The sequence below is a fragment of the Nostoc sp. UHCC 0251 genome (genome assembly GCF_034932245.1).
Classification (GTDB): Bacteria; Cyanobacteriota; Cyanobacteriia; order Cyanobacteriales; family Nostocaceae; genus Nostoc.
Window position 1 is genome coordinate 1 of sequence record NZ_JAYGHD010000031.1, and the last position, 25,605, is coordinate 25,605.

The following is a 25,605-nucleotide window of genomic DNA, read 5'->3' on the forward strand; positions in this document are numbered from 1 at the left end:
AAGCTCATTTTGCTTGCGGAAAACACCAAAATGAGAAAGCAAACTGGGGTTTGAGAAAGTCAAAGCTTCTTTTGAGAAAGTCAAAGCTTCTTTTGAGTAAGTAAAATGCCATTTTGCTTATTAAATTCGACTTGATCCATTTTTTCGATGCATTAACTAGTAATTTAAGTTCAATACAGACCTAACCCCCAACCCCTTCCCTGCAAGGGAAGGGGAGTAAAACTCAAAGCCTCTCTCCTCTTAGGAGAGAGGTTTGGAGAGAGGTCATATATACTAAGTTGGAATCGTTGAACAAAAATTTAAAGCAGTAAGTCTAATGCATTGGCAATTAATGCCAATATAAAGAAGTGGGTGTGAGGAGACTTATAGATGAGTGACGAAGACCAGTTTGATGTCTTCCTTTGCCACAATAGCAAAGACAAACCTGAAGTTATAGAAATTGCTCATGAATTAACAAGACAAGGAATTAAACCTTGGCTAGATAAATGGGAACTTCGTCCTGGTTTAGCATGGCAGGTTTTATTAGAAGAACAAATAGAAAATATTAAATCAGCAGCCGTTTTTGTAGGTAGAAGTGGACTTGGCCCCTGGCAAAGTCAAGAGATGAGAGCTTTTTTAAACGAATTTGTCGAAAGAAAATGTCCCGTGATTCCTGTTTTGCTTGGGAATACACCACAGCAGCCTAAACTCCCAATTTTTCTTAGGGGTAATACGTGGGTTGACTTTCGGACAGATACTGAGGCTATGGAGAACTTAATTTGGGGTATTACTGGACGAAAACCAAAGCTACAGCAAGTAATTCAAGTTGATAATCTCAGTTCTGAGAAGGGAGTAAACTACACGCGATTGCGAGATTTGCTAGCAGCAGGCAAGTGGAAAGAAGCAGATGAGGAAACTTTCACTGTGATGCTCAAGGCATCTAACAGGGAAAAAGAAGGCTGGTTGAGTACCGAATCTATCAATAATTTTCCTTGTACAGACTTACGCACCATTGACCAACTGTGGGTAAAATATAGCAATGGGCATTTTGGCTTTAGCGTTCAGAAGAAAATTTATCTCGAATGTGGTGGGAAGGCTGACGGTGAATATTATGAAGAAGCCTGGGAAAAATTTTGCGATCGCGTAGGATGGAAAGTGAAAGGAAGGTGGATAGGAATTGAAAAGGTAGCTTTTAACACTTCAGCACCAGATGGACACCTCCCAGTTAGATTTAATTTTATTTTAGTAGATGAATTTTCTCTTCTCTCGCGTCGAGACTTGTGAAGTGTAACATATAAGCACTTCAGACTTTTATAAATATTTGTAATAAGGTTATTTCCTACGAGTTAATCAACATTTCTGAGATCCGATACCTGGCACGGTGCAATTCGCAATTCGCAATTCGCAATTCGCAATTCGCAATTTGTTTAGAGTAAAATAAATAACATTTAAGTCTGGTGAAAAGTATTATTAATTCAGACTCAAATGTATGAATCAAAATATTTCTATTAGCGATAGAACGAAAGCCTTGGCAATCAGGATAGTTAAAGCTTGTAGTTTCTTAGATGAAAAGCCTGGAGTTTGCCGAACGTTATCAAATCAACTACTACGTAGTGGTACTTCCATTGGTGCAAATGTCAGAGAAGCTCAATCTGCTCAATCCAATAAAGATTTCCTTCACAAATTGGAAATTGCACTTAAGGAAGAAAGAGAAACTGAATATTGGTTAGAAATATTAATCGAGTCGGAATTAGTTGAAAAAAATAAATTTGAGTCTCTTCTCCAAGAAACTAAAGAAATTGGTAAAATTCTAGTCGCTTCTACCCGAAAAATTAAAGATAAAATTAACGGCAACCTATCTAGTTAATTGCGAATTGCGAATTGCGAATGAGTGCCATAGTTGCTGAAATCATAGAAAAATCCTTGCTGCACTCCTGCCGTTTTAGGGTTAGCGTGGATATATCGCAGAGTATTTAACAAAGTTTGGGGGTTTAAATCCCCGTCACAAAACGTAATTGCGAATTGCGAATTGCGAATTGCGAATTGGTTTAAAAGTTTTCCCAATTTAAAATCCCCCCATATCTTTGTAGATGCAGGGGGGAGTATTAACAATTCAAAATTGTTTCACATCGGGATTTAAACGCTTTGTGCAAACAGCTCACTTCAAAACTATTCAGCAGCTTTGTTATTAGCTCTATTAGCCCGCGCCTCAGCCGAAGCCATCACCTCATCCATATTCTCTAACACTTCGCCAGGGAAGTTTTCCAAAACTCTGGTAGAAAGAGCAACCCGCCCTTTACCCTCATCCAAGTCAATAATTACAGCCTTAATTTGCTGACCAACTTTAAATACCTTTTCTAATGAGTCGATGAATTTTTGGCTTACCTGCTTGATATGAAGCAAAGCCCCCATACCATTTAAATCGACAAACACACCAAAAGGTTTGATGCCAGTAACTTTACCTTCCACCAGTTGACCTAGTTCTAATAAGCTGAAGTTGCTAGAACGAGTTGCTAATCGCTGGGAAAGGATGAGTTTGTTGGTGTTTTTATTAATTTCCAAAAAGCCCACAGTCAGATTTTGACCTTTGAGAGCTTCTAAATTATCACGCTCTGCCAGGTGCGATCGCGGAATAAATCCCCGCAAGGAGAGAATATCGACGGTGACACCACCTTTATTCACACCCATAACCCTAACTTGCACAGTCTGAGCATTTTCCTGCATTTCCGCCAGTCTTTCCCAGATGTGCTGAATTTCCAACTGCTTTCGAGAAAGGGTGACTTGACCTTCTGCATCTTGATCTCGGATAATCAAAAACTGCATTTCCTCTTGCAATGGCAGCACTTCCGATAAATCGGTAACTGCTCTCAAAGAAGCCTCATCGCGCGGCAGAAAAGCTGACGACTTACCACCAATATCGACATAGGCTCCATCATGGTCAAGTTGGAACACTTTGCCATGTACAACCTGTCCCTTTTGAAACTGGTAGTCGTGTTTTTCTAATGCTTTGGCAAAATCGTCCATCGTAAACGACGAATTGGCTGTTTGAGATAGTTTCGATTCGGAATTCATGACTTTTGGAGATTAATTGTTATTTGATATGGTGCAACTGGAGTTTAGATTGTCATTTGTCATTTGTCATTTGTCCTTTGCTAATGACCAATGACTAATGACTAATGACTAATTCAGTTGACTAAAGAGTTGTTTGACTTGCTCCCAAGCATCAGCAGCAGCTTTAGGATTATAACTGGCACGAAGGTCACAGAAAAATCCGTGATCAGCTCCATCGTAGCGGAACACACGATGAGGAATTTTATATTTTTCTAACTCTTTTTCAATCTCATCTACTTGTTCGGCTGGGATGCTAGCATCTGCTGTGCCAAAGAAGGCATAGAGAGTACCTGGAATTTCTCTGGTGCGGTTAACAGTAGGAGCGCCACCTCCTGGTGTGCGAGTGGTAATTCCAGCACCGTAGAAGGAAGCCGTAGCTTTAATATCTGGTAAAGTAGCTGCAAGATATGCAACATGACCGCCAAAGCAGAAACCAATACAGCCACAGCCATCTTTTTTGACTTGGGGCAGATTTTTGAGGTAATCAATTGCTAATTGAATATCGCTTAATAACTCAGAAGCTTTAGTTTGCATGGCGTAGCTTCTGCCCGTTTCAATATCTTCGGGTGTGTATCCGGTTTCAAAGCCAGGAGCAGTCCGTTGAAAAAGTGCAGGTGCGATCGCTACATACCCAAGTTTGGCAATCCGTTCTGTAACATCCCGAATGTGAACGTTGACACCAAAAATCTCTTGTAATACTACAACTCCTGGGTAAGAACCAGATTCTTTTGGCTCTGCCAGATAAGCTGACACCTGAATATTATCTTGCAAAAGATTAACCGTTGTGGTAATTATTGCTTGCTCTGTCATAATAATTTTTACTAGTGCTGTATGATTAGCCGTGTGTTTATTTGATATAACTATGCCAGTATGCTGAGGTCATTTCCAATAAAATTAACAATTACCATAGTGAGCGCATTAAAAATTTCTACCAGAAAAACTTCATGTGTAAATAAAATATTTAACATGTAGCAAATGCAGCTGGTCACTAAAGGAGGGCTGAGTTAAAAGTGCTGTGTGCTGAGTAGTAAACCAACACTCCCCACTACTTCGTCTTCTCTGCGAGACGCTACGCGAACGCTCAGTACAAGTCCCCACTCCCCACTCCCCACTCAGTATTCAGGAGCTTTGGTGATGATTCAATTCCGTATTCAGCCAGACAGCGAAATTCCCGCATCAACCCAGCTGTTTAATCAAATCCGTTTTGCGATCGCTTCTCGGCAATATCCCCCTGCTTACAAATTGCCAAGCACAAGAGCGTTAGCAATGCAAACTGGATTACACCGCAATACCATTAGCAAAGTTTACCGTCAACTAGAAGAAGACGGATTTGTTGAAAGCATGGCTGGTTCAGGAATTTATGTTCGTCCCCAAGGTCATGAGGGCGGTAGCAGACTGCAATCACCGATACTCAAACAAAATCCTGATGCATATCAAGTTGTCCAGAAAGCACTCGATGATTTGCTCACCCAAGGATGTTCACTCAATCAAGCCAGAGAGCTATTTTTAGCGGAAATTGACTGGCGCTTGCGTTGTAGTGCGCGAGTTCTGGTTGCAGTTCCATCCTATGATATGGGTGCTGGTGAGTTGATGGTGTATGAATTAGAGCGATCGCTAAAAATACCAGTCCAGTTGGTAGCAATGGAAGAATTAACTGCTGTATTAGATAAAACTACCTCTGCGACAGTAGTTACAAGTCGGTATTTTATCAGTAATGTGGAAGCGATCGCAGCTCCTAAAGCTGCACGGGTAATTCCTCTAGATATCTACGACTACAGCAAAGAACTCAGCCTCTTAAAAACTCTACCAAAAGAAAACTGTGTAGGCATAGTTAGCCTCAGTTCCGGGATTGCCCGAGCAGCAGAAGTCATCCTCCACGGTCTGCGAGGAGATGAACTATTAGTGATGACTTCGCAGCCAAAAGATGTTTATAAACTTCAGGCAATGGTTAAACGGGCTGAGGTAATCATAAGCGATCAAGCCAGTTTTGCGGCAGTCCAAGCAGCTGTGCAAGCATGTGATGAAGATATTATTCGTCCACCAAAGCTGATTAAGGTCGAAAATTATATAGGTACTAACTCAATTAACTTGCTAAAACGAGAACTGGGTTTGGGTTAAAACAATTCGCAATTCGCAATTCGCAATTATGTTTTGTTATAGCGCAGCGTTAACGCTTTGGCATTGGGGATGGGGTTTTAAACCCTAAAACACAAGCGATAAAGGAGGGATGAGGTAGTGCAAATTGTGATTGTGGGCGCAGGCCCAACAGGTGTAACACTTGCTCTGCTCCTTGCAAAACGTGGTATTGGTGTAACGTTAATTGAAGCAGCAAAAGACTTTCATCGTGTTTTTCGTGGTGAAGGATTAATGCCCAGTGGGTTAGATGCACTAGAGCAAATGGGTCTATCGCCATTGTTAGAGAATATTCCCCATCGACAACTCGACGCATGGGAATTCATTCTAGGGGATAAGCAGTTGTTTCGAGTTGATGAACCAATGGGAGCAACCCGACCCTGTACACTGGTTTCACAACCACCGTTACTCAATACACTGATTTCGGAAGCTCAAACCAATGATGGGTTTGAATTTATCCAGGGTGTTCCAGTCAAAGATTTACGCTGGAGTAATCAGCGTGTGGCAGGTGTAGTACTGAGCGATGGGAGAGAACTAACTGCTGACTTAGTGATTGGGGCAGATGGTCGAAATTCCCTTGTGCGACAACGTATAGGATTGGAGTTGGTACGCCAGCCCAAAAATATTGATATTCTCTGGTTTAAACTTGCCGCCAGCCCTGAGTTTGCAGCCGACAATGTATTTCGTACTATTGTAAATGGCGATCGCGTATTTACCATTTTTCATGGAGCAGAGTCAGGAAAACTGCATCTGGCTTGGGTGATGTCCGCAACCGAAAGCACTGACTCCAAGCAAGCCAACTGGGGAGAGATTTTTGCCTCACTATCACCCTCATGGCTAGCAGAGCATTTCCGTAATCATGCAGACACCATCGAATCACCCATTCGGCTTTCTGTTGTGGTTGGTTATTGTCCACAATGGCACACACCAGGGGTACTGCTTCTGGGTGACGCTGCACACCCAATGTCTCCTGTTCGTGCCCAAGGAATTAATCTAGCATTCCGTGATGTAATTGTCGCTGCAAACTATCTTGTGCCACTGTTGCACAGAGAAGCTGGACACCAGGATATTGATATGGCACTATCGCAAATCCAAGCAGAACGTGAGCCAGAAATTATCCGCGCCCAGCAACTCCAGTTAGAGGAAGCTAAACAAGGTGAACTACTGCGAAAAAATGCACTGCTGCGATCGCTGTTGATTCAACTTGCTCCCTTACTCCGTAAAATAATTAAAAAGTCTTGGTTAAGGCGACAATATAAAATGCGTCAAGGTATCACACAGGTACACTTAACTGTCTAAAAAACCGCCAGCAGTTATCCGACTTGTGGTTGTGGGGTGTTATGCAAAAACTCTTGTACCCGTTGCAAATAAGTTGGCGCATCTTCCAGCATTGGGAAATGCGCTGTGTTACGAATCATCACAAATTCCACTTTGTCACTCAGTGCAGCTGCTTGACGCCCCATCTCGGCTGGAATAATTTTGTCATACTCCCCCGCAATAAGCAAAGTCGGCACTGTCAGCTTGGCAAACTCTTGCGGCATCACTTCAGATTGAGCCTTACTGACTGAAGTAAAAATTGTTCCTAAAGCTGCATCGTAATCTGCTTCGAGAAAATCTTCCAAAAAAGCTTGCCGCTCAGAATGTGGGATAGAACTATATAAAAATCTGGCCATAAACATCCGGTCAACAAATGGAATTTTGCTTAACCACTTGGGACGGAATTTAACTACATAGCCACCAAATTTATGAAAGGCACTAAAGGATTTTTCGTCGTACTCAAAAACGCCGCTACAAGTTAAAATTCCTCGTTCTACTCGTTCGGGACGGCGATTAAAAAATAAAGTAGCAACAGACGCGCCCATTGAATGAGCATTGATATAGACACGCTGAAGATGCAACCCATCTAACAAAGCTGCCAAATCATCAGCGTATTCCTCTAATTCATAGTTTAAGTCTTTGATTGCCTGCGATTCTTCCTTGAGGGACTCAGATTCGGCAACAGCTTCACTTGCTTCGGCTATGGTTGGCTTCCCACCAGAACGGCCAAATCCCCGCATATCGTAGAGTAAACAATCAAATTGCTCCGATAAAGCATTAGCAGTATTTTGCCAATATCTAGCCGAACCAGCCCAACCGTGGATGAAAACCATCACTGGTTTTACCAAAGAACCAGATGGTTTTTTCACCCATTCATAGTAATGCTCAACGCCACGAACATTGATATAAGGCATTAGTCATTAGTCCTTTGTCAGTTGTCATTAGTCATTTTCCCTTATTAAATGGTTATTAGTCTTAAGTTTTTGACTAATAACCAATGACCAATGACTAATGACTATTAAGCTGATTCCGGCTTCGGTAGTGAAGATGGATGTATTATCAGTTCGGCAGTTGATCGCTTCTCGACCATCTCCCGTGTTACTGTACAACGTGTCACATCCTTACGGGATGGTAACTCGTACATTACATCCAACATCAATTCTTCGACAATACCTCGTAGCGCTCTAGCACCAGTTTTACGCCGATAGGCTTCTTGAGCGATCGCTCGTAAAGCTTCTGGTTTAAAATCTAACTGGACATTATCCATCTTCAGCAGTTTTTGGTACTGCTTCACTAAGGCACTGCGTGGTTGGGTGAGAATCGCCATCAGCGCTTCTTCATCTAGCGGATCTACTACTGCTACCATTGGCACGCGCCCAATAAATTCGGGAATCATGCCAAATTTTACTAGATCATCCGGTGTTAGATGGCGAAGAGTATCTGCTGCCCGTTTTTCTTTTGATTGGCCTTCTCCCGGTTGCACAAAGCCTATTGCTTTTTTGCCAACTCTCTGATCCACAACCTTTTCTAAGCCCACGAAAGCACCACCACAGACGAACAAAATATTACTTGTATCAATCTGGATACAATCTTGATAGGGATGCTTACGCCCTCCTTGGGGTGGTACATTGGCGATCGTTCCCTCTAACATTTTCAGCAAGGCTTGCTGCACGCCTTCGCCAGAAACATCACGGGTAATTGACGGGTTCTCACTCTTGCGAGCGATTTTGTCAATTTCATCAATGTAAATAATTCCTCGTTGCGCTTCCTCTATATCCAAATCTGCCACCTGCAACAGTCGCAGCAAGATATTTTCCACATCTTCTCCTACGTACCCCGCTTCTGTCAGCGTCGTAGCATCGGCGACGGCAAAGGGTACATCCAGGATTTTCGCTAGGGTTTGCGCTAAGAGAGTTTTGCCGCAACCAGTCGGGCCAATTAACAAAATGTTGGACTTTTGCAATTCTACAGCATCATCTGCCGCAGCTTTGCCACTGGTTTTAGACTGAATCACTGCCAACCGTTTGTAGTGATTGTAAACGGCTACTGACAAGACTTTCTTGGCTTCGTCTTGACCAATAACGTGTTCGTCTAGATAATTTTTAATCTCTCTTGGCTTGGGTATTTGATTAAACGAAATACTAGAAGATTGGGTACGTCGTTTTTGAGGTGGTTCTGCTCTTGGTGCTGGTTGCGCTGCCGCACCATTGGTATCGAGTAACTCCTCGTCTAGTATTTCATTACACAAGTCAACGCATTCATCGCAGATGTAGACTCCCGGCCCCGCGATTAATTTACGCACCTGCTCTTGAGACTTGCCGCAAAACGAACATTTTAAATGGGAGTCGTACTTAGACATACCAGCCTCTTATTTCAGAATGGTGACGTTTTCCCCTGCTGTGGGAAGATTTTGCCTGGAAATGACCTGATCAATCAAACCGTAGTTCTTCGCCTCTTCTGCCGACATGAAAAAGTCGCGCTCAGTATCTGCTTCAATTCTTTCTATAGGTTGACCAGTATGATGAGCCATTAACTGATTCAACTTACCCTTAATATAAAGAATTTCTCTGGCTTGAATTTCAATGTCAATGGCTTGACCTTGAGCGCCACCAAGTGGTTGGTGAATCATAATCCGGGAGTCAGGCAAAGACATTCGCTTACCGGCAGCCCCTGCTGTCAACAAAAATGCCCCCATGCTCGCGGCTAATCCAAAACAGATTGTAACAACATCAGGGCGAATTTGCTGTATTGTATCATAGATTGCCATCCCTGCGTAGACTGAGCCGCCAGGAGAATTAACATATAGTTGGATGTCTTTTTCTGAGTCTTCGGCGTCTAGAAATAACAACTGAGCCACGATTGAGTTGGCTACAGTATCATCTATTGGCGTTCCCAAAAAGATAATCCGCTCTCGCAGCAGGCGGGAGTAGATGTCGAAAGCCCTTTCTCCCATGCCAGACTGTTCCACCACCATCGGCACGATGTTGCTAGGGCTGTTCAATTGGGAGTTAATGTTGATTCGACTTTGGTTGCTGATGGGGTAGTTTCCCGACTGCGATACAAGCATACAAGCTTTCTTTGACGATAATTTAGGACAAATGTTTCAGCAGCAGATGCTGCCTTTTCAACGAATGGGATTTTTATAGCTACGTGTTAACCATTATGCCTCATATAATTTCCTCTCGTGTAACACAGTATCAAGCTCAGGCGATAACATGTGTCACAATTTGCTTAAAATTCATTAATTATTTTGCGTTCATCCCTGAGTTTTCAGGAGTTAAGAGTTATGGGGCATTGGGCATTGGGCATGGGTTATTTATTCTCCTTGTCCCCTTGTCCCCTTGTCTCCCCCTGCTCCCTGCTCCTGCTCCCTCATCTCTTTTAACTTACCCATTTCACCAGTACTTTAACTCAGAACTGGTGAACTCATAGCTGTGGGATTTTTAATTATCCTTCTGTGACTTCTGTTGAAGCTTCGCTGTTTTCTTCCTCTGTCTCAGGTGTATCAGCACCTGATTCTGCATCTTCTGTTTCCTCCGCAGGACTCAAAGAACCTTCGGGTACAAGTTCAACTGAGGAATGTTCTAATAGCCAATCGACGGTTCTTTCGGTTAATAGTTCATTTTCCACAATTGAGCGCAGTCTATCTTCATCAACGTCTTGCTCATCTGGGTACTGTTCCAAAAGTTCTTTGACTCTGGCTGCGATTTCTTCTGGTGTTACCTGTATAGATTCGCGTTTACCAACTTCTCGCAACGACAAGGAACGTTTGATGCGTTCAATAGCCTCAGTACGCGATCGCTCCCGCAATTGCGGAATAATATCTTGAGTAAACAACTTTCTTACATCTAATCCCTGCTGAGACAGTCGCATTGCTGTTTGCGTTAGCATTGCATCCACTTCTTGCTCAATCAAGGTTGCTGGTAAGTCAACTTCTACGTGCTTGAGCAGTTCCGTTAACAAAGCTTCCTGTTTATTTGCTTTTGTTTTGTCATCCGCCTCTTTTTGATATTGCTCTACCAAAGAAGCGCGTAACTCCTCTAAGGTTTCAAAATCGCTGATTTCTTGGGCGAAATCGTCATTTACTTCTGGTAGTTCCTTTTCCTTCAATTCTTTGAGCGTCACTGTGAAAGTTGCCGCTTTTCCAGCTAAATCTTCATTAGCATAAGGATCTGGGAACTGCGCTGCAATTTCTTTGGTTTCTTCAGGATTCATCCCTACTATTCCAGCAATAAAGCCTGGAATAAACTTATCTTCCTGCAACTCAACTTGAAAATCAGTTGCTTCGGCTCCAGGAATCGGTTCTAGTTCAGCTGTTTCGTCTTCGCCCTCCACTCTGGCGAATGAACCTTTAAAATCGACTACAGCAATATCGCCGATTTGGGCTGAACGTCCTTCTACAGGAATTAATGTCGCTAATTCTTGACGTTCCTTATCGAGGGTACTCTCCACTCGTTCTGGCTCGTACTTGACTTCTTCAGCCTTGGCTTGCAAATCAGTGTACTGCACTAGATTCACTTCGGGTTCAACATCGACAGCGGCCGAAATCGTCAGGGGTTTTCCAGGTTCATAATTCGTAATCAAATCCTCAAAAGAGGAGCGCAATTGCGGCTGACCTATTGCCGGGATAGCTTCTTGTTTAACTGCTTGCTCAATGCCGTCTTGAATTAGTTCTTCCAGTGCTGCTGCCTTGATACGAGTTGTACCTAGCCGTTGTAGCAATATCGGCCGAGGTACCTTGCCTTTACGAAACCCAGGAATATTGGCAGTACTCGCTAAGTTTTTAATGACCTGTTCGTAAGTTTGCTTGGTAATTTCTGGCGTAATCTCTATTTCCAGACCAATTTGGCTGGCGGGAAGTTTTTCCTGGGTAACTTTCATGCTTCGTCTCTAGTTTTCTGGTATTTTAATCTCCGAGTACACACAAGACGCAATAATTGTTCGCGTTTATGGCTTGATGTCTCTTAAAGAGGATGGGAGGTTGTCACAAGGCTTCATGACATCCAAGGATGGATGGTGTGTCCTGGCACAGAGATCCAGTTTACTGCTAATGGCCAAGGACTTGACAATTTACCGTCATAACAATTATTGACACTCCCAGGGCTAAGAGCGTCTGGGGTTTCTTGCCTAATATTTGTAATAAGTGCTGAATCATTCTGGATTAGGAAGAGTTTAATCCTTATTCCCCAGTCTGTAATCTTCAGTTAGTCTGAATTTAGCACTGAAAACTCAGGAATTAATTCTTCAGTGGGCTAACACCGTGATATCCTGGTTTTCAGCCAGTAGTTAGTACTTCAAAGTTATAGCATTGAATCTACCTATCTTGTGGGTACAAGAGGAAATCTGCTGCCTAGCCGCATAGCTCGATTTGATGGTTTGCCGATTTTATAACATTTGCATCATAATACATTCATCATCCTGGCAACCCACTTTACAGCCAAGACCTTTATTCACCTTGCAGATCAAACGTTTAAGTGCAGATATAATCTATATTTACTGCTAAATGACGGTTTGTTGTATAATACAATAATCTAGTTCTTTAGAGAAATGAAAACAATGGGACTGCGGTTGTTATAAAATGCAACATTAATTTTATTCAATAACCAAGCAAATAAATTTATTAAATCTATCCATAAAGATAGACTAATCATTAGAGAAAAATCTAAATCTATCTATTCAAAATTTATTTCAAGACTACGATCGCTATTTAAATATAAGCAAATTGTCAATTGTTCCAAAAATTGTAGGAAAATCTCTTAAAGGAGGAAGCAAGTTTGTCGAAATCCTATCGTTTAGCTATTTTAGGAGCAACTGGTGCAGTTGGCACAGAGTTGCTGGAATTATTAGAAAACCGTAATTTTCCGATTGCTAGCTTAAAGTTATTGGCATCAGAGCGGAGTGTCGGCCGATCGCTACACTTTAAAGGTGAAAATATACCAGTAGAGCCAGTGAGCGATCGCGCCTTTGAAAATGTAGATATAGTACTAGCTAGTGCAGGTGGTTCGACATCCAAAGCTTGGGCAGCAATTGCCGTGGAAAAGGGCGCCGTAGTAATTGACAACTCCAGTGCCTTTCGGATGAACCCGGAAGTACCCTTAGTAGTACCAGAGGTGAATCCACAAGCCGCAGCTAATCACCGAGGTATTATTGCAAACCCCAACTGTACAACAATTTTGATGACTTTGGCAGTCTGGCCACTGCATAAAGTTAAACCAGTGCAACGCATCGTAGCCTCAACCTACCAATCTGCTAGTGGTGCTGGTGCCAGAGCAATGGCAGAAGTAAAAACCCAAACAAGCGCTATACTACAAGGACAGCCGCCAGTTGCAGAGGTATTGCCTTACCCACTGGCATTTAATTTATTCCCGCATAACTCACCATTAAACGATTTGGGTTATTGTGAGGAAGAAATGAAAATGGTCAACGAAACCCGAAAAATATTTGGTACGCAGCAAATCAGAATTACTGCAACCTGTATACGGGTTCCCGTACTCCGCGCTCATTCAGAAGCCATTAATTTAGAATTTGAGACTCCCTTTAGTGCAGAGGAAGCCAGAAAAATTTTAAATTCCTCCCCTGGAGTGAAATTGGTAGAAGATTGGGAAACAAATCATTTTCCAATGCCAATTGAAGCAACTGGTAGAGATGAAGTTTTAGTGGGAAGAATTCGCCAAGATATTTCTCATCCCTGTGGCTTGGAATTATGGTTGTGCGGTGATCAAATCCGCAAAGGTGCAGCATTAAATGCAATACAAATCGCCGAGTTGCTAGTAGAAAAAAATCTGCTCCAATCTGCTAAGGCTTATGTTTCAAGCTAATTATTAGTAAAATAAACAACTAATGAAAAAGACCAAATGTGCAAATCACTGTTGTAAGCAATTTGCAGATAGGTTATTACAATAGAAAACCACCAAGATACAAAAACATGGGTAATCAGGAGTGAAAACAGGGTGGGAGATTTTGGCAATGTTTTAACCGCTATGATTACGCCGTTTAAAGCAGATGGTAGTGTCAATTATGATGTAGCAGCAGAACTGGCAGCGCATCTCGCTAATAACGGTACAGATACACTGGTAGTATGCGGCACAACAGGAGAATCCCCTACTTTGAGTTGGGATGAGGAATACCAATTGTTTGTCGAGGTATTGCAGTCTGTGGCAGGCAAAGCCAAGGTGATTGCAGGTTGTGGTTCAAATTCTACCAAAGAAGCGATCGCAGCCACCCAAAAAGCGTCTAAAATAGGAGTACACGGTTCCTTACAAGTTGTTCCTTATTACAACAAACCGCCACAAGCGGGATTGGAAGCACACTTTCAGGCCATAGCACAAGCCTGTCCCGACCTACCTTTGTTGTTATACAATGTCCCCGGTCGTACCGGACAAAACCTTCAGCCAGAAACAGTTGCCCGGTTAGCTGAGGTTAGCAATATTGTCGGAATTAAAGAATCCACTGGTAGTATAGATCAGGCAAGCGAAATTCGTCGCTTGACACCAAAAGAATTCGACATCTACTCTGGTGATGATTACATGACTTTGCCCTTGTTAGCGATCGGGGCAAAGGGTGTGGTAAGTGTGGCTTCTCATTTAGTAGGAAACCAACTACAGCAAATGATCCAAGCTTTTAGTGCGGGAAAAATTGAGGTAGCTAGTGAGATTCATCTCCAACTCTTCCCGTTGTTTAAAGCTTTATTTCTCACTTCAAATCCCATTCCAGTGAAAAAAGCGCTGAAACTTCAGGGTTGGGAGGTTGGTTCAACTCGTCCACCTCTATGTGAAGCTGATTTAGAAGTAAGTCAAAAGTTAGAAGCGGTTCTGAAAGAACTTAGTTTAATCTAGCCACCATCTGGTTAAGCTTTGGTAATCTACTGCTTTCTAAAGATACATATAAACAATGCTCATAATTGTTCATAAGTTGCAATTTAAAAATCTGTGCTAGGACTGATAGACATACTATAAATTCTTCAGTGTACAGTTGCTTTTATTGAATAAAAAATTGAAATCTTCAATTAAAACTTGATTGCTTTGGGACTGAATTAAAAGACAAATAATGTTGTCTTAAATACAAGTTCGTTAACTATCAACTAAATTAACCACAAGTAACGATCTAAGGAGAAAATGGCTAAAAACGAAGCTAATAATTCCGCCTTGAAAATTATTCCTTTAGGCGGTTTGCACGAAATTGGGAAAAATACTTGTCTTTTTGAGTATGACGATGAAATTATCCTGCTAGATGCAGGATTGGCTTTTCCCACAGAGGCGATGCATGGAGTAAATATTGTTCTACCAGATACGACCTATCTGCGGGAAAATCGCCACAAAATTAAAGGGATGATCGTGACTCACGGTCATGAAGACCATATCGGCGGCATTGCTTTTCATCTCAAGCAATTTGATATCCCCGTGATTTATGGGCCCAGACTAGCAATGGCAATGCTAGAGGGTAAATTAGAAGAAGCAGGAGTCCGCGATCGCACAGAAATCAGAACAGTTCTACCACGCGATGTAGTGCGGATTGGCAAAAACTTTTTAGTTGAATATATCCGCAACACCCACTCCATTGCTGATAGTTTCACTGTTGCCATTCATACTCCCCTTGGTGTAGTCATTCACACAGGGGATTTTAAAATTGACCACACCCCAGTGGATGGTGAAAAGTTTGACTTGCAACGGTTAGCAGAACATGGTGAAAAAGGCGTTCTTTGTCTGCTAAGTGATTCTACTAATGCTGAAGTTCCAGGATTTACACCTTCGGAACGTTCAGTTTATCCCAATCTTGAGAGAGTATTTAGTCAAGCTACTGGGCGATTATTTGTCACTACCTTTGCTTCCAGCGTCCATCGCATTAACATGATTTTGGATATCGCCAAGAAGCAAAACCGTGTAGTGACGATTGTGGGGCGTTCGATGCTGAACTTAATTGCTCATGCCCGCAATTTAGGTTACATCAAGTGTGAAGATAATCTGCTGCAACCATTGCACGCAGTTCGTAATCTCCCTGATGAAAGAGTACTGATTTTAACTACAGGTTCTCAGGGTGAAACGATGGCAGCAATGACCCGCATTGCCAATAAAGAACATCCTCACATCAAAATCCGCCAAGGAGATACAGTAGTATTCTCTGCTAACCCAATTCCCGGAAATACGATCGCAGTAGTCAACACCATTGATAAATTGATGATTCAAGGTGCAAAAGTGGTCTATGGTCGGGATAAAGGGATTCACGTCTCCGGTCACGGCTGTCAGGAAGAGCAAAAGCTGATGATTGCCTTAACTCGACCTAAGTTCTTTGTGCCATTTCACGGCGAACATCGAATGCTAGTGAAACACGCAGAAACGGCTCAGAGTATGGGCATTCCCGCAGAAAACATGATCATCATTCAGAATGGTGATATTGTCGAACTAACTGAAGATGCTATTCGCGTTGCTGGTAAAGTGCCATCTGGTATCGAATTAGTGGATACTACGAGTTCGGGCATGGTAAGTGCCAAAGTCCTGCAAGAACGGCAACGCATGGCTTCAGAAGGCATTATTACGATCGCAGCTGCCATTGATTGGAATGGTAAACTGTTGGCAAAACCAGAAATTCACCTACGAGGTGTAGTTACAAGTGTAGAGCGATCGCTGGTACAAACCTGGGTAAAACAGCGCATTGAAGAAATCCTCACTGTGCGCTGGACAGAATTTGCTCCTGCGGAAGGGGAAGCAGCAGATATAGACTGGGGTGGATTGCAAGGTACTTTAGAACGAGAATTGCAACGCTCCATCCGGCGGGAATTACAATGTCAGCCATCTGTGACTTTGTTGATGCAAATCCCTGATGAGCCACCTGTGAAAGTTGCCGATGGCAGAAGACGCCGGACTCGGACTGCTGCTCAGGTAGCATCATAAAGAATTAAAGATAAAATCGCACAAGCGCAGAGACGCAGAGTTTTTCTAGCGTCTTTGCGCTTAGACATGAGATATAGTCTTTTACTATAGGTATAGAACCCACAGTAAATAGTACTTGCCTATAGTTCTTGGAGGCGATCGCTATGACTAAAACACCAATAAAAATTAGTACTCTTGAGGAATACATCAATTTTGATGATGGCACAGACAAGCGCTATGAACTTGAGGATGGGGTGCTTCTAGAAATGCCTCCTGGTACTGGTAAGCATGAGGCGATTATCACTTTACTGTTAGTTCGCTTTTTTTTAGAAATTCAAAAATTTGGACTGCCTTTACAACCGCGCCCTAACGGTACAGAGGTGCTGACCAATCAACAACTTAGAAGACCTGATATTTGTGTGATTACCAACGAACAGGCAAAAAGTATTGAGAGTACTTCGGCTATCCTTAAAACTGCTCCACCCCTTTTAGTTGAAGTGGTAAGTCCTGAATCTATTGAGCGGGACTATAATCAAAAAACCTCTGAGTATGCAGCTATTGGTGTGGTCGAGTATTGGATTGTCGATCCTCTGGAAAATAAAATAACTGTGTGTTTGCTAAATCAGAGCAGTTACAAGCAAACTATGTTTATCGAAGACCAACGGGTTATTTCTCAAACTTTCCCAGAATTAACCCTGACAGCCCAGCAAGTATTTTCAGCTTAAGGTTCTTTGGTTCCTTTGCGTGAAATCAAAAAAATACTGGTTGCGATCGCCTTTTTGCAATGTTCAACTCGGTAGGGCGATCTAACTTGTTAGATTGCTGTCGCCTCAAGCAACTGCAACCAATATCTCCTCATTTTTCTCGGCTGCTGAAAGATACAAATTTCTCCACCTCTCGAAGTCTTCAAAACACGATTCATCTCTTGCAAACAGTGTTTCAGCATCGATCTGTCGCAAAATGCTGGCTCCTTCATTGACTAGCTCATAAGATATAAGTCCCAATGACTCTTCTGTTGATAACAGAGTTGGAGCAAGAGTTCGATCTCCAAACATGAGCTTTTCAACAATCTCATCGGCATTCGCAAACTTTCTTCTCGATAGCTCCTGCAACAAACGTTCCCCGATCTCAACAGATGTTTTTTCTAGTAATGCTGTTCTATCTTCAATCCCTGGATAGGCTTTACGAGTAAGCCTTAACTCAGACCGCAATTCAGCAATTACCCGATCTGCTTCTAGCTCAGATCCAAAAGTCTCTTGGTGTGTTTCGATAACATCTTCAAGGATTTCATTAATCTCTTCAGCATCAATCTCAAAAAAGCGGAAAATGCCACAACCATAAGGGAAAAGAGAAACTACAAGGATGCTGAGTGCCTTTTGACTTTGAAGGCGTGCGTACAGCGTACTGGAAGGAGGAATTGCGCTGTAGAGTACAGAAACACCCATAAGTAAGCTCACCTGATTTTAACGCTTCAGACTATATCACTCTCAAATTGCCACTGCCAATCTAAGTTTTGTGAAATGGAATCGATGCTAATCGATCAAAAATCAGTGCTTGTACGGCATTCAGCCAGCGATGAACAAGACACACTTACGTGAGAAAGTGGGAACACGGAGAGGAAAAAAGCCTTCTAGAATATTATTGATGTTTATACTTAGCAAAAATTCTTTTACAAAGACCTTATATTAAGGATTGTAAATGTTACACTAAAACCTATCCAATGATGGATGTCTTTATTAAAATTTAAACTGTGTCAAGTTATGAACAAGATCGTAATATTACACTACCGATCCCCGGAAATTTGCGATTAACTTGACGTAGTAATAAAGTAGGTTCTGACTTAAGTGGCTAATCAGGTATTACATTATATCGCAGTCAGAACGCGATTTTTCCGGGAAAGTTCGTTGCCACGTTGTATATATTCATCCAAAAGATGAATAACCTCAATAACACAGAGGATTAACCATGAAGGTATTCGACAATACCACCAAAAAGATTTTTCTGGCTAGCTGGGTATCAATCAATCAAGCAGAGACTACTGACCATAAAGCAACCCAGCTAAACCATTCTGTTTCCAAGCCTTACTGGGATATTCTCCAACCCCTACGGCAACGATTAGAAAACATTCAAGTCCGCGATCGCCAACTAGCTCATCGTTTGTGCAAACTGATTCCGTCTCAGTGCCCCTTTGAGCGCGATGTCAAATTATTTGGGAAAACACTGTTTCACATCCCACCCATGTGTAAGCTCAACCCCTTATACGAAGAAGTGGTTGGTTTACGTTTCCGAGCCTTGTGCTATCTAGCCGACGAATGTGGCGAAGATGTATCGCAGTACTGCTAATACTGAGATATGAACGCTGAGGAAAAAGTTAGGAGTCAGGAGTAACAGGTCGGGGATCAATAATATAACTCTTAATTCCTAACTCCTAACTATTTTTTACTATTTTTTTACTATTTCTTTTGCCATTTTTGAATGGCATCCTGAGCATCTTCATAAGCGGCTGTCTCCTCTGGCACTAAAGCAGCTGTCGCAATTGCGGCATTGCGTTCTCCTTGGGCGGCGCGACGCTTGGCCAGGTCTAAAATTTTCTCACTCCATTTATTGATCGACTTTTGGGCACTATCAAAGCCTGGTTGACCTGGCGGTACTTTCTTAGCAACTTCGATCGCACGATTATAGGTAGATGCCTGTCCAGGCTTAATTAAGGCATTAGCTGCATCTAACAGAGTTTTGTTACTTACATACTGCTTGCCCTCTAGCCGCCATAGGTTCATTGCTGCTTGTGCTTTGGCATAGGGGGCTTCATCTTTGGTAATTAATCGAGCGGCAGCAATAGCGCTTGCATACTGTCTTTGTTTAGCACGACCCTCTGCTAAATCTAAAATCATTTGGCTCCAAATCTTAATATTCTCCTGAGCTTGTTCGTACAGCGGTTCACCGGGTTTAATTTTCCGGGCTGTAGCGATCGCCATGCTCAAATCGCTAGCCTGAGTTTGTCTGAGCGACATTTTGGCTAGGTCTAATACTGCTTGATTCCGCTTTTTCGACTCGGAACTAGAAGTTATTTGGGCGCTAGATTGGTTTTTAAGCCTAACTGGCGGAGTGCGGGTTGGCAAATTCTGGTTAACATTGGGTAATGTGCTTGATATTTGCTTAATTCTAAAAGTTTCTTGATTACGAAGAAAAACTACAGCGATTAGACCTGCAACCAACAAGCTGCCTCCGCCCCACAAGATAAACTGTTTCCAAAAAGGAATGGTTGGTTGATTCGATGGTAATCGAGAGACGTAGCCTTTAGAGGAATTGGGGATAAATCTTCCCCCGGAATTCACTCCTAAAGAAGTTTCCGGCATTGGTTGCGAAGCTAAGCCGCTAGCCGACTCCTGAACTTTTTGACCTTTAGACTTCTCGCCCTTGTGGCTCTTTAGCTGCTGGGAAGAGTTCACACTAGCTTCTCCCCATCTGCCCCGATTTGCTGAAGTTGTAGGGTAATCGTCAAGGGGAGGAGCCGCACGGGCAATAGCAAAAGATTCTTCAGGATAAATCACCGCTTCTGGTTGAAAGTGACTTTCCATTGCCAATTGTGGCAAAATTACTTGCTGCCTTGATGGGATGAGTGTGGCAGGATTTTGAACAGGACGCCAATGGTGGTGACATAATTTTGGCATGAGCAGACTTAGGTAGCTTTCTAAATCTGCTAAATTACTGCCATTACCAGAACGCAAAGCTTCTAACAAAGCTGCTGTAAAGAATCCGTGACCTAGTTCGCTACTCTCATGGGAAAATTGCTCTGGTTGGCAAGAAAGAATTGTCGCCAGTTGTAGTTCTTGGGCTAATTCTATGGTTTCTTCGCCAACGGGAGCATCTGCTTGGGTGCCAAAAGCACGGTTAATATCGAGTAGTAGCAATACATTGAGGTCAGCAAGTTGCAGACTTTGCATTAGCGATCGCAATTCTATGCCAGTCTCTTGCACGAGTTCGGGGTTGCCTTCGGCTGGCATTAAGTAATCTTTGCCCTTGTAGTTGACCCCATAACCGCTAAAAAATAACCACAGATAATCTTCTGGTTGCCAACTTGTGGCTGCTAAATCCTCAAGCAACAGCAGAATATTCTCTTTAGTGGGATAAGTTGATCTATCTCCAATCGGCGGCGAGGTATCTGTCATGACTAGACAGTGTTCGGGGAGAAAACCTGCCTCTGTTACCAAGAAATCTTCTAATGCCTCAGCATCTGCTTGGGCACAACTTAAAGGTTGAAATAACTGATATTGATTGATGCCAATCGCGATCGCCCAGTAATTTGCCATCCCGCTCTTTGTCAGTTATTGTTTGCTGGTCTTAAAATTGCGGTTGGCTTTGCCAAAAAAACAAAGCTAACCTATGTCTTATAGTCTAGGTGATTCTGATCGAATCTTAAGTTAGAATGTAATTTTTATTACGTTAATTGACCGGAAAATACTTTCACCTAATTTCAATAACAGATCATTACTAAGGAGACAGAAGGTCATGAGCAAAATTTCTGCTCACCTACCATCATCGATCACTCCCTTTTCAGTTATTAGCCAAATTGCCAGAAGAATCCGGATAGTTCCTTTAGTAATTTTGCTCATATCTACCGTTCCTGCGTGGTTTTTAACGGAAACGATCGCACCTCAGGTTGTGCGAGCTTACACCGCTAGAGTTGATCTAGCTATTGACCGCCTGCCAGACGAAAACTACGAAACCGTTCTCAGAAGAGCGGAAGCAGCCGCTAGAGCAGCTGCTCAACGCAGTTTTGATCAAGATATCTTGGTGACAGATGTTTCAATCATTGTGTCCGTACAAAATTATGGAGCGATCGCACCAGTCTTGACATTAGATGTCAGTCGTCCCCAATGGCGATCGCGTCCCGATGCTCAAAATTGGGCAACTTACTTCAAAACTGCGCGATCGCTACTTTTCTTTGAAAATAGCTCTAATCCAGTTCCAACAGCTAGTAGTGTGCCAACTCAAAAATGACATATTGAGCTAGATACAGAGATAAGTTCTAAGCCAAGGTTCCTTGGCTTAGAACTTCTTACATAATTCCTGACTCAACTTTTGTCCTTGACGTCAGTGGATGGCCTAGAATAAGAAGGTTGTCAAGAATCGCGATATCTGCTGACATGGCTGTTCCTAAGAAGAAAACTTCCAAATCAAAACGAGATAAACGTCGAGCTACCTGGAGACACAAAGCTGTCGTCGAAGCTCAGAAAGCCCTCTCTCTGGGCAAGTCGATTTTGACTGGACGCTCTACATTTGTATATCCAACTGCTGAAGAAGAGGAAGAAGAATCATAATTTCCCAGTCAGGAAAAGCATGAACAGCACCGATAGATTTGATTGGTGAGTTTACCAATCAAGCTTCTCACTACTGGATAAACGCTTTTTCTTAGCTTTCCTGATTGCATTATGAATCATAGACACTCTACATAAGCTCATTAGATCGAAAGAAAATTGGTAGTGAGTAATTGGGAAAATCCATTACCCATTACCTATCATTCACGAATAATGATCAAGTAATCATATAAAGAATAAAACATCCGGTGCTATTGGCAACTCCACAAAAAAACTTGTATACACCTTGAGAAAACTTATTTTTCTCCAACTATGCTAGGAAAATTTTTTCAGAAGCCAGGGAAGGAAGAAGGGGAACGCGTTCCTCCTGGTCAACACTTAGCTAAAGGTTTCCCTGTATTAACTTATGGTGCAACTCCCCAAGTTAGCATTGAAGAATGGGAATTTAAAGTTTGGGGTTTAGCAAAACCCGCTGCCTTTAGTTGGTCAGACTTTATGGCGTTACCTCAACAGGAATTCACAGCAGATTTCCATTGTGTAACGCGCTGGTCTAAACTCGATGTCAAATGGACTGGCATTAAACTGATGGATTTCATGGGTCTGATTGAGTTAGACCCCAAAGTAGCCCACATCATGGAACATTGCTATGGCGGCTACACTACCAATATTTCTGTAGAAGATTTTATGCGCGAAGAAAACTTCTTTGCCTTTAAAGTCTTTGGTGAAGACCTTCCATCTGAACATGGTGGCCCGATGCGGCTAATAGTTCCCCACCTCTACGCTTGGAAAAGTGCTAAGTGGATTAATGGTTTAGAATTTTTAGCTGGTGAAGAACTTGGTTTTTGGGAGCGCAATGGCTACCATCGCCGTGGTGAACCTTGGGCTGAGGAACGTTACAGCAACGCTTTTGCAGTTTAGATTTTGAATCCAATATTCAAAATCTAAAATTGGCAGAGTTAGGAGTTATGGATTTTTACTCCTCACTCTTAACTCATAACTTTTATCCCAGAAGTTTCTTTATGAGTGGCAATTTGCCTTCATAGGGAGCGTATCGCCATTTCAAATCAAACCAGAATGAGTTTTGCAATACACTTTTGTTATGGGAAAAGGTGTCAAAACTAGCTTTGCCGTGATAGTTGCCAATACCGCTATCTCCTACTCCACCAAATGGTAAAGACGAGACACCAACCTGCATCACTGTGTCATTGATACAGACTCCACCAGAGGAAGTTTCTTGCAAAACTCGCTTTTGTAGATTTTTGTCTTGAGAAAATAAGTATAACGCCAAGGGTTTAGGTCTAGAGGTAATCAAGGCGATCGCTTCTGCAATGTCAGTATATTCAATGATGGGTAAAATAGGACCAAAAATTTCTTCCTGCATTACAGAATCTTCCAAAGAGACATTATCAATCACCGTGGGAGCGATATAACGCTCTGAAGGTTGATTCTCTCCACCGATGATAACTTCACCATCTTTGAGAAAATTCACCAATCTATCAAAGTGTTTTTGACTGATAATTCTGGCATAATCAGGACTGTTTATAGGATTATTCCCATAAAATTCTTTTAAAGATTTTTCCAGACCATCTATTAAATCTTTTTTGATTTTTTTATTAACTAGAAGATAATCAGGGGCGATACAAGTTTGTCCAGCATTAATAAATTTGCCCCAAGTAATTCGTCTGACAGTGTGTTCAATATTAATCTCAGTATCTACGATACAAGGACTTTTTCCACCCAGTTCTAAAGTTACTGGTGTGAGATATTTTGCCGCTGCTGCCATAACGATTTTGCCGACGGCTGTACCACCGGTAAAAAAGATATGGTCAAACTTTTCTGCAAGTAGTTTTTGACTTGCTTCCACTCCTCCTTCAATGACTGCAATATAAGCAGGGTCAAAATGTTTGGTAATAATCTTAGCAATCACATCAGACGTGTGAGAGGCAATTTCTGAAGGTTTAATAATTGCACAATTCCCGGCTGCGATCGCACCTACTAACGGTGAGATAATTAACTGAAATGGATAGTTCCAAGGGCCGATAATTAACACAACCCCCAACGGTTCTGGATAAATTCTCGCTGAGTAGGAAAAAAAGTCCCAAGAAACAGATGCTTTTTTTGGCTTACTCCAGTTTTGAAGATGTTTTATAACATAATCAATTTCCTTAACTACGCTGATTTCTGTAATATAAGTCTCCACTTCTGGTTTATGTAAATCTGCTTGTAATGCCTCAACTATTGCTTGTTCATGCTCAATAATTGCTTGCTTGAGAATTTTAAGTTGCTCAATGCGAAAAGTGATATCTTTAGTTTTGCCCGTTTGAAAAACCTCTCGCTGATTCTGGATAATTTCGCCAACGTTAGATAATTCAGTGGTAATCATTTGTTTGTCCTCTAAAAAACTGTTTATTTAATGTTAGTGCTGCTAAATAAGCATATTTTTATTGTTCTATTTTCACATTGGAATATTTAGCCAAAAGTAAATATTATTAAGTTTATAAATTATAAATTATCAGGGTAAATAACTCTAAAATTCATAATTTATAATTACTAATTTTTTCATGTTTTGCTGGGTAGAAGCACAATAAATACACTACCTTTACCCAACTCAGAATTAAGGAGAATTATGCCTTGATGTGCCTCGACAATTCGACGAGCAAGGTACAATCCTAAGCCACTACCAGAAGTTTTGTGGCTGCCTTGGCGAAATCGTTCAAAGATAGTAGCTTGTTCTTCAGGGGGAATACCTGAACCAGTATCCGCTATCTCAATTCTAATGTAATCACCAGAATTGGATTTCCCAGATAACTGAGATTGACTACTGTTGTCGAACTGGCGTTGAGAAGTAAAACGAATAGTAATAGATCCAGAGTTGGTAAATTTGATTGCATTGCCTATGAGATTGGTGAATAGACGATGCAGTTCCAAGCGATCGCCCATCACTGTATTTGACTCTTCAGTAAAATCCAAATTTAGGGACAGTGCTTTGTCTTGAGCTAGAGGTGATAATTCTCCCATCACTTCTTCTAGCAGTTGTTTCAGATTTACTGGTTGAAATGCCAAACTTTTGCGACCAGCTTCAAAGCGATAAACTTCCAATAAGGTATTGACCATAGTAAGCAGGTTCATATTACTACGGGCCATGATGGCGATTACTTCCTGCATTTGCGGTGATAATGTTCCCAATGCACCTTGTTGAAATAGCATTAACATGCGATCGGCCGCTACCAAGGGAGTGCGTAAGTCATGGGTGAGGCGGGAGACAAAATCTTCTCGCTGACGGGCAATTTCATCACGTTCATCCATACTATGCTTCAAACGCAGGAGCGATCGCACTCGTGCCAGCAATTCATCTACTGTTACAGGTTTGCGGATAAAATCATCAGCACCTAAGTCTAATCCGTGGGCGACATTGGGCGCATCATGGGCAGTGATCAGCAATATGGGGATATACTGCGGCAATTTCATCTCTCCACGAATGTGCTTGGTGACTTCGTACCCGTCCATACCTGGCATCATTAGATCCAGTAGAACCAAGTCACAAGGAGAAGCTTTCAATTCTTCCAAGGCCGAAATCCCATTTTCTGCGGTGCTAATCGTGTAACCTTCTTCCTCCAAAATAGTTTTGATCAAAAACACGTTATCAGGAGAGTCATCGACAACTAAAATTTTGTCAGAGCGAGAAGATTGTGAAGTCATACAGATGCTAGCTACGGGGTAAAAGTAAATTTTTAGGGAAACTGGTTTATTGGTATAGTTTTTTAGATAGTACTTTTAGGTAAACTCCCTCCGAAAAAAATTGTTTACCAATAAATTTATATAAATGTGTTTTAAAAACTACTTTACTTACCTTTTTAGCAGATAGCTACAAGCTAATTGAA

The 25,605-nt window shown here is 42.0% G+C and carries 22 protein-coding genes; 12 read left to right on the plus strand and 10 right to left on the minus strand.

Annotated elements, in window-relative coordinates; all coding sequences use genetic code 11:
- Positions 1 to 369: 369 nt before the first annotated feature.
- A complete protein-coding gene (locus VB740_RS06355) occupies positions 370 to 1,263 on the plus strand; it encodes a GUN4 domain-containing protein (RefSeq protein ID WP_323199207.1) in 894 nt (297 codons plus the stop codon).
- 205 nt (positions 1,264 to 1,468) lie between these two features.
- Complete coding sequence (locus tag VB740_RS06360; protein ID WP_229462544.1) at positions 1,469 to 1,846, plus strand: four helix bundle protein; 378 nt, start codon at positions 1,469 to 1,471, stop codon at positions 1,844 to 1,846.
- A 302-nt stretch (positions 1,847 to 2,148) separates the two neighbouring features.
- On the opposite strand, the gene VB740_RS06365 is transcribed toward VB740_RS06360, so the two are convergent.
- Both VB740_RS06365 and VB740_RS06370 read right to left on the minus strand, forming a co-directional pair.
- Positions 2,149 to 3,051 (minus strand): S1 RNA-binding domain-containing protein, encoded by a 903-nt coding sequence (locus tag VB740_RS06365; RefSeq protein WP_323199208.1) that lies wholly within the window; start codon positions 3,049 to 3,051, stop codon positions 2,149 to 2,151.
- 108 nt (positions 3,052 to 3,159) lie between these two features.
- Positions 3,160 to 3,900: a dienelactone hydrolase family protein gene (locus VB740_RS06370; protein ID WP_323199209.1), complete on the minus strand. Its 741-nt coding sequence runs from the start codon at positions 3,898 to 3,900 to the stop codon at positions 3,160 to 3,162.
- Positions 3,901 to 4,224: 324 nt separating this feature from the next.
- Between VB740_RS06370 and VB740_RS06375 the strand changes: the two genes are divergently transcribed.
- Both VB740_RS06375 and VB740_RS06380 read left to right on the plus strand, forming a co-directional pair.
- Positions 4,225 to 5,208, plus strand: coding sequence for a GntR family transcriptional regulator (locus VB740_RS06375; protein ID WP_229554658.1), 984 nt, complete (start codon positions 4,225 to 4,227; stop codon positions 5,206 to 5,208).
- Between the two features lie 117 nt (positions 5,209 to 5,325).
- A complete protein-coding gene (locus VB740_RS06380; RefSeq protein ID WP_323199210.1) occupies positions 5,326 to 6,522 on the plus strand; it encodes an FAD-dependent oxidoreductase in 1,197 nt (398 codons plus the stop codon).
- A gap of 14 nt (positions 6,523 to 6,536) precedes the next feature.
- On the opposite strand, the gene VB740_RS06385 is transcribed toward VB740_RS06380, so the two are convergent.
- From VB740_RS06385 to tig, 4 genes are all read right to left on the minus strand, one after another.
- Entirely contained in the window at positions 6,537 to 7,454 is a 918-nt protein-coding gene (locus VB740_RS06385; protein ID WP_323199211.1) for an alpha/beta hydrolase, read from the minus strand.
- Between the two features lie 104 nt (positions 7,455 to 7,558).
- Entirely contained in the window at positions 7,559 to 8,899 is a 1,341-nt protein-coding gene (gene clpX, locus VB740_RS06390) for an ATP-dependent protease ATP-binding subunit ClpX (protein ID WP_323199212.1), read from the minus strand.
- A 9-nt stretch (positions 8,900 to 8,908) separates the two neighbouring features.
- Positions 8,909 to 9,607: an ATP-dependent Clp endopeptidase proteolytic subunit ClpP gene (clpP, locus tag VB740_RS06395; RefSeq protein WP_323199213.1), complete on the minus strand. Its 699-nt coding sequence runs from the start codon at positions 9,605 to 9,607 to the stop codon at positions 8,909 to 8,911.
- A 380-nt stretch (positions 9,608 to 9,987) separates the two neighbouring features.
- On the minus strand, positions 9,988 to 11,421 hold the full coding sequence (gene tig, locus VB740_RS06400) for a trigger factor (protein WP_323199214.1): 1,434 nt from the start codon (positions 11,419 to 11,421) through the stop codon (positions 9,988 to 9,990).
- A gap of 893 nt (positions 11,422 to 12,314) precedes the next feature.
- Here tig and VB740_RS06405 point away from each other — a divergent pair.
- The 4 genes from VB740_RS06405 (at position 12,315) to VB740_RS06420 (ending at position 17,131) form a co-directional block, all read left to right on the plus strand.
- Positions 12,315 to 13,358 (plus strand): aspartate-semialdehyde dehydrogenase, encoded by a 1,044-nt coding sequence (locus VB740_RS06405; RefSeq protein WP_323199215.1) that lies wholly within the window; start codon positions 12,315 to 12,317, stop codon positions 13,356 to 13,358.
- Positions 13,359 to 13,490: 132 nt separating this feature from the next.
- Positions 13,491 to 14,375 carry a 4-hydroxy-tetrahydrodipicolinate synthase gene (dapA, locus tag VB740_RS06410; RefSeq protein WP_190892589.1) on the plus strand — a complete coding sequence of 295 codons (885 nt, stop codon included), beginning with the start codon at positions 13,491 to 13,493 and terminating at the stop codon, positions 14,373 to 14,375.
- Positions 14,376 to 14,654: 279 nt separating this feature from the next.
- Positions 14,655 to 16,427, plus strand: a complete 1,773-nt coding sequence (locus tag VB740_RS06415; RefSeq protein WP_190892588.1) for a ribonuclease J — start codon at positions 14,655 to 14,657, stop codon at positions 16,425 to 16,427.
- 143 nt (positions 16,428 to 16,570) lie between these two features.
- Positions 16,571 to 17,131 (plus strand): Uma2 family endonuclease, encoded by a 561-nt coding sequence (locus VB740_RS06420; RefSeq protein WP_323199216.1) that lies wholly within the window; start codon positions 16,571 to 16,573, stop codon positions 17,129 to 17,131.
- A 105-nt stretch (positions 17,132 to 17,236) separates the two neighbouring features.
- On the opposite strand, the gene VB740_RS06425 is transcribed toward VB740_RS06420, so the two are convergent.
- Positions 17,237 to 17,851: a hypothetical protein gene (locus VB740_RS06425; RefSeq protein ID WP_323199217.1), complete on the minus strand. Its 615-nt coding sequence runs from the start codon at positions 17,849 to 17,851 to the stop codon at positions 17,237 to 17,239.
- A 520-nt stretch (positions 17,852 to 18,371) separates the two neighbouring features.
- On the opposite strand from VB740_RS06425, the gene VB740_RS06430 reads away from it, so the two are divergent.
- Positions 18,372 to 18,749: a Mo-dependent nitrogenase C-terminal domain-containing protein gene (locus tag VB740_RS06430; protein WP_323199218.1), complete on the plus strand. Its 378-nt coding sequence runs from the start codon at positions 18,372 to 18,374 to the stop codon at positions 18,747 to 18,749.
- Positions 18,750 to 18,859: 110 nt separating this feature from the next.
- On the opposite strand, the gene VB740_RS06435 is transcribed toward VB740_RS06430, so the two are convergent.
- Positions 18,860 to 20,716: a caspase family protein gene (locus VB740_RS06435; RefSeq protein ID WP_323199219.1), complete on the minus strand. Its 1,857-nt coding sequence runs from the start codon at positions 20,714 to 20,716 to the stop codon at positions 18,860 to 18,862.
- A gap of 199 nt (positions 20,717 to 20,915) precedes the next feature.
- Between VB740_RS06435 and VB740_RS06440 the strand changes: the two genes are divergently transcribed.
- From VB740_RS06440 to VB740_RS06450, 3 genes are all read left to right on the plus strand, one after another.
- Positions 20,916 to 21,407 (plus strand): hypothetical protein, encoded by a 492-nt coding sequence (locus VB740_RS06440; RefSeq protein ID WP_323199220.1) that lies wholly within the window; start codon positions 20,916 to 20,918, stop codon positions 21,405 to 21,407.
- 146 nt (positions 21,408 to 21,553) lie between these two features.
- Positions 21,554 to 21,727, plus strand: a complete 174-nt coding sequence (gene rpmF / locus VB740_RS06445; protein WP_012407602.1) for a 50S ribosomal protein L32 — start codon at positions 21,554 to 21,556, stop codon at positions 21,725 to 21,727.
- 309 nt (positions 21,728 to 22,036) lie between these two features.
- Positions 22,037 to 22,642, plus strand: a complete 606-nt coding sequence (locus VB740_RS06450) for a sulfite oxidase-like oxidoreductase (protein ID WP_323199221.1) — start codon at positions 22,037 to 22,039, stop codon at positions 22,640 to 22,642.
- Positions 22,643 to 22,724: 82 nt separating this feature from the next.
- Here VB740_RS06450 and VB740_RS06455 read toward each other — a convergent pair whose 3' ends face one another.
- Together VB740_RS06455 and VB740_RS06460 are read right to left on the minus strand one after the other, a co-directional pair.
- The gene (locus VB740_RS06455; protein ID WP_323199222.1) at positions 22,725 to 24,107 is read right to left on the minus strand and encodes an aldehyde dehydrogenase; all 1,383 of its coding nucleotides are present in this window, start codon (positions 24,105 to 24,107) and stop codon (positions 22,725 to 22,727) included.
- 176 nt (positions 24,108 to 24,283) lie between these two features.
- Positions 24,284 to 25,423, minus strand: coding sequence for a hybrid sensor histidine kinase/response regulator (locus tag VB740_RS06460; RefSeq protein WP_323199223.1), 1,140 nt, complete (start codon positions 25,421 to 25,423; stop codon positions 24,284 to 24,286).
- Between the last annotated feature and the right edge of the window lie 182 nt (positions 25,424 to 25,605).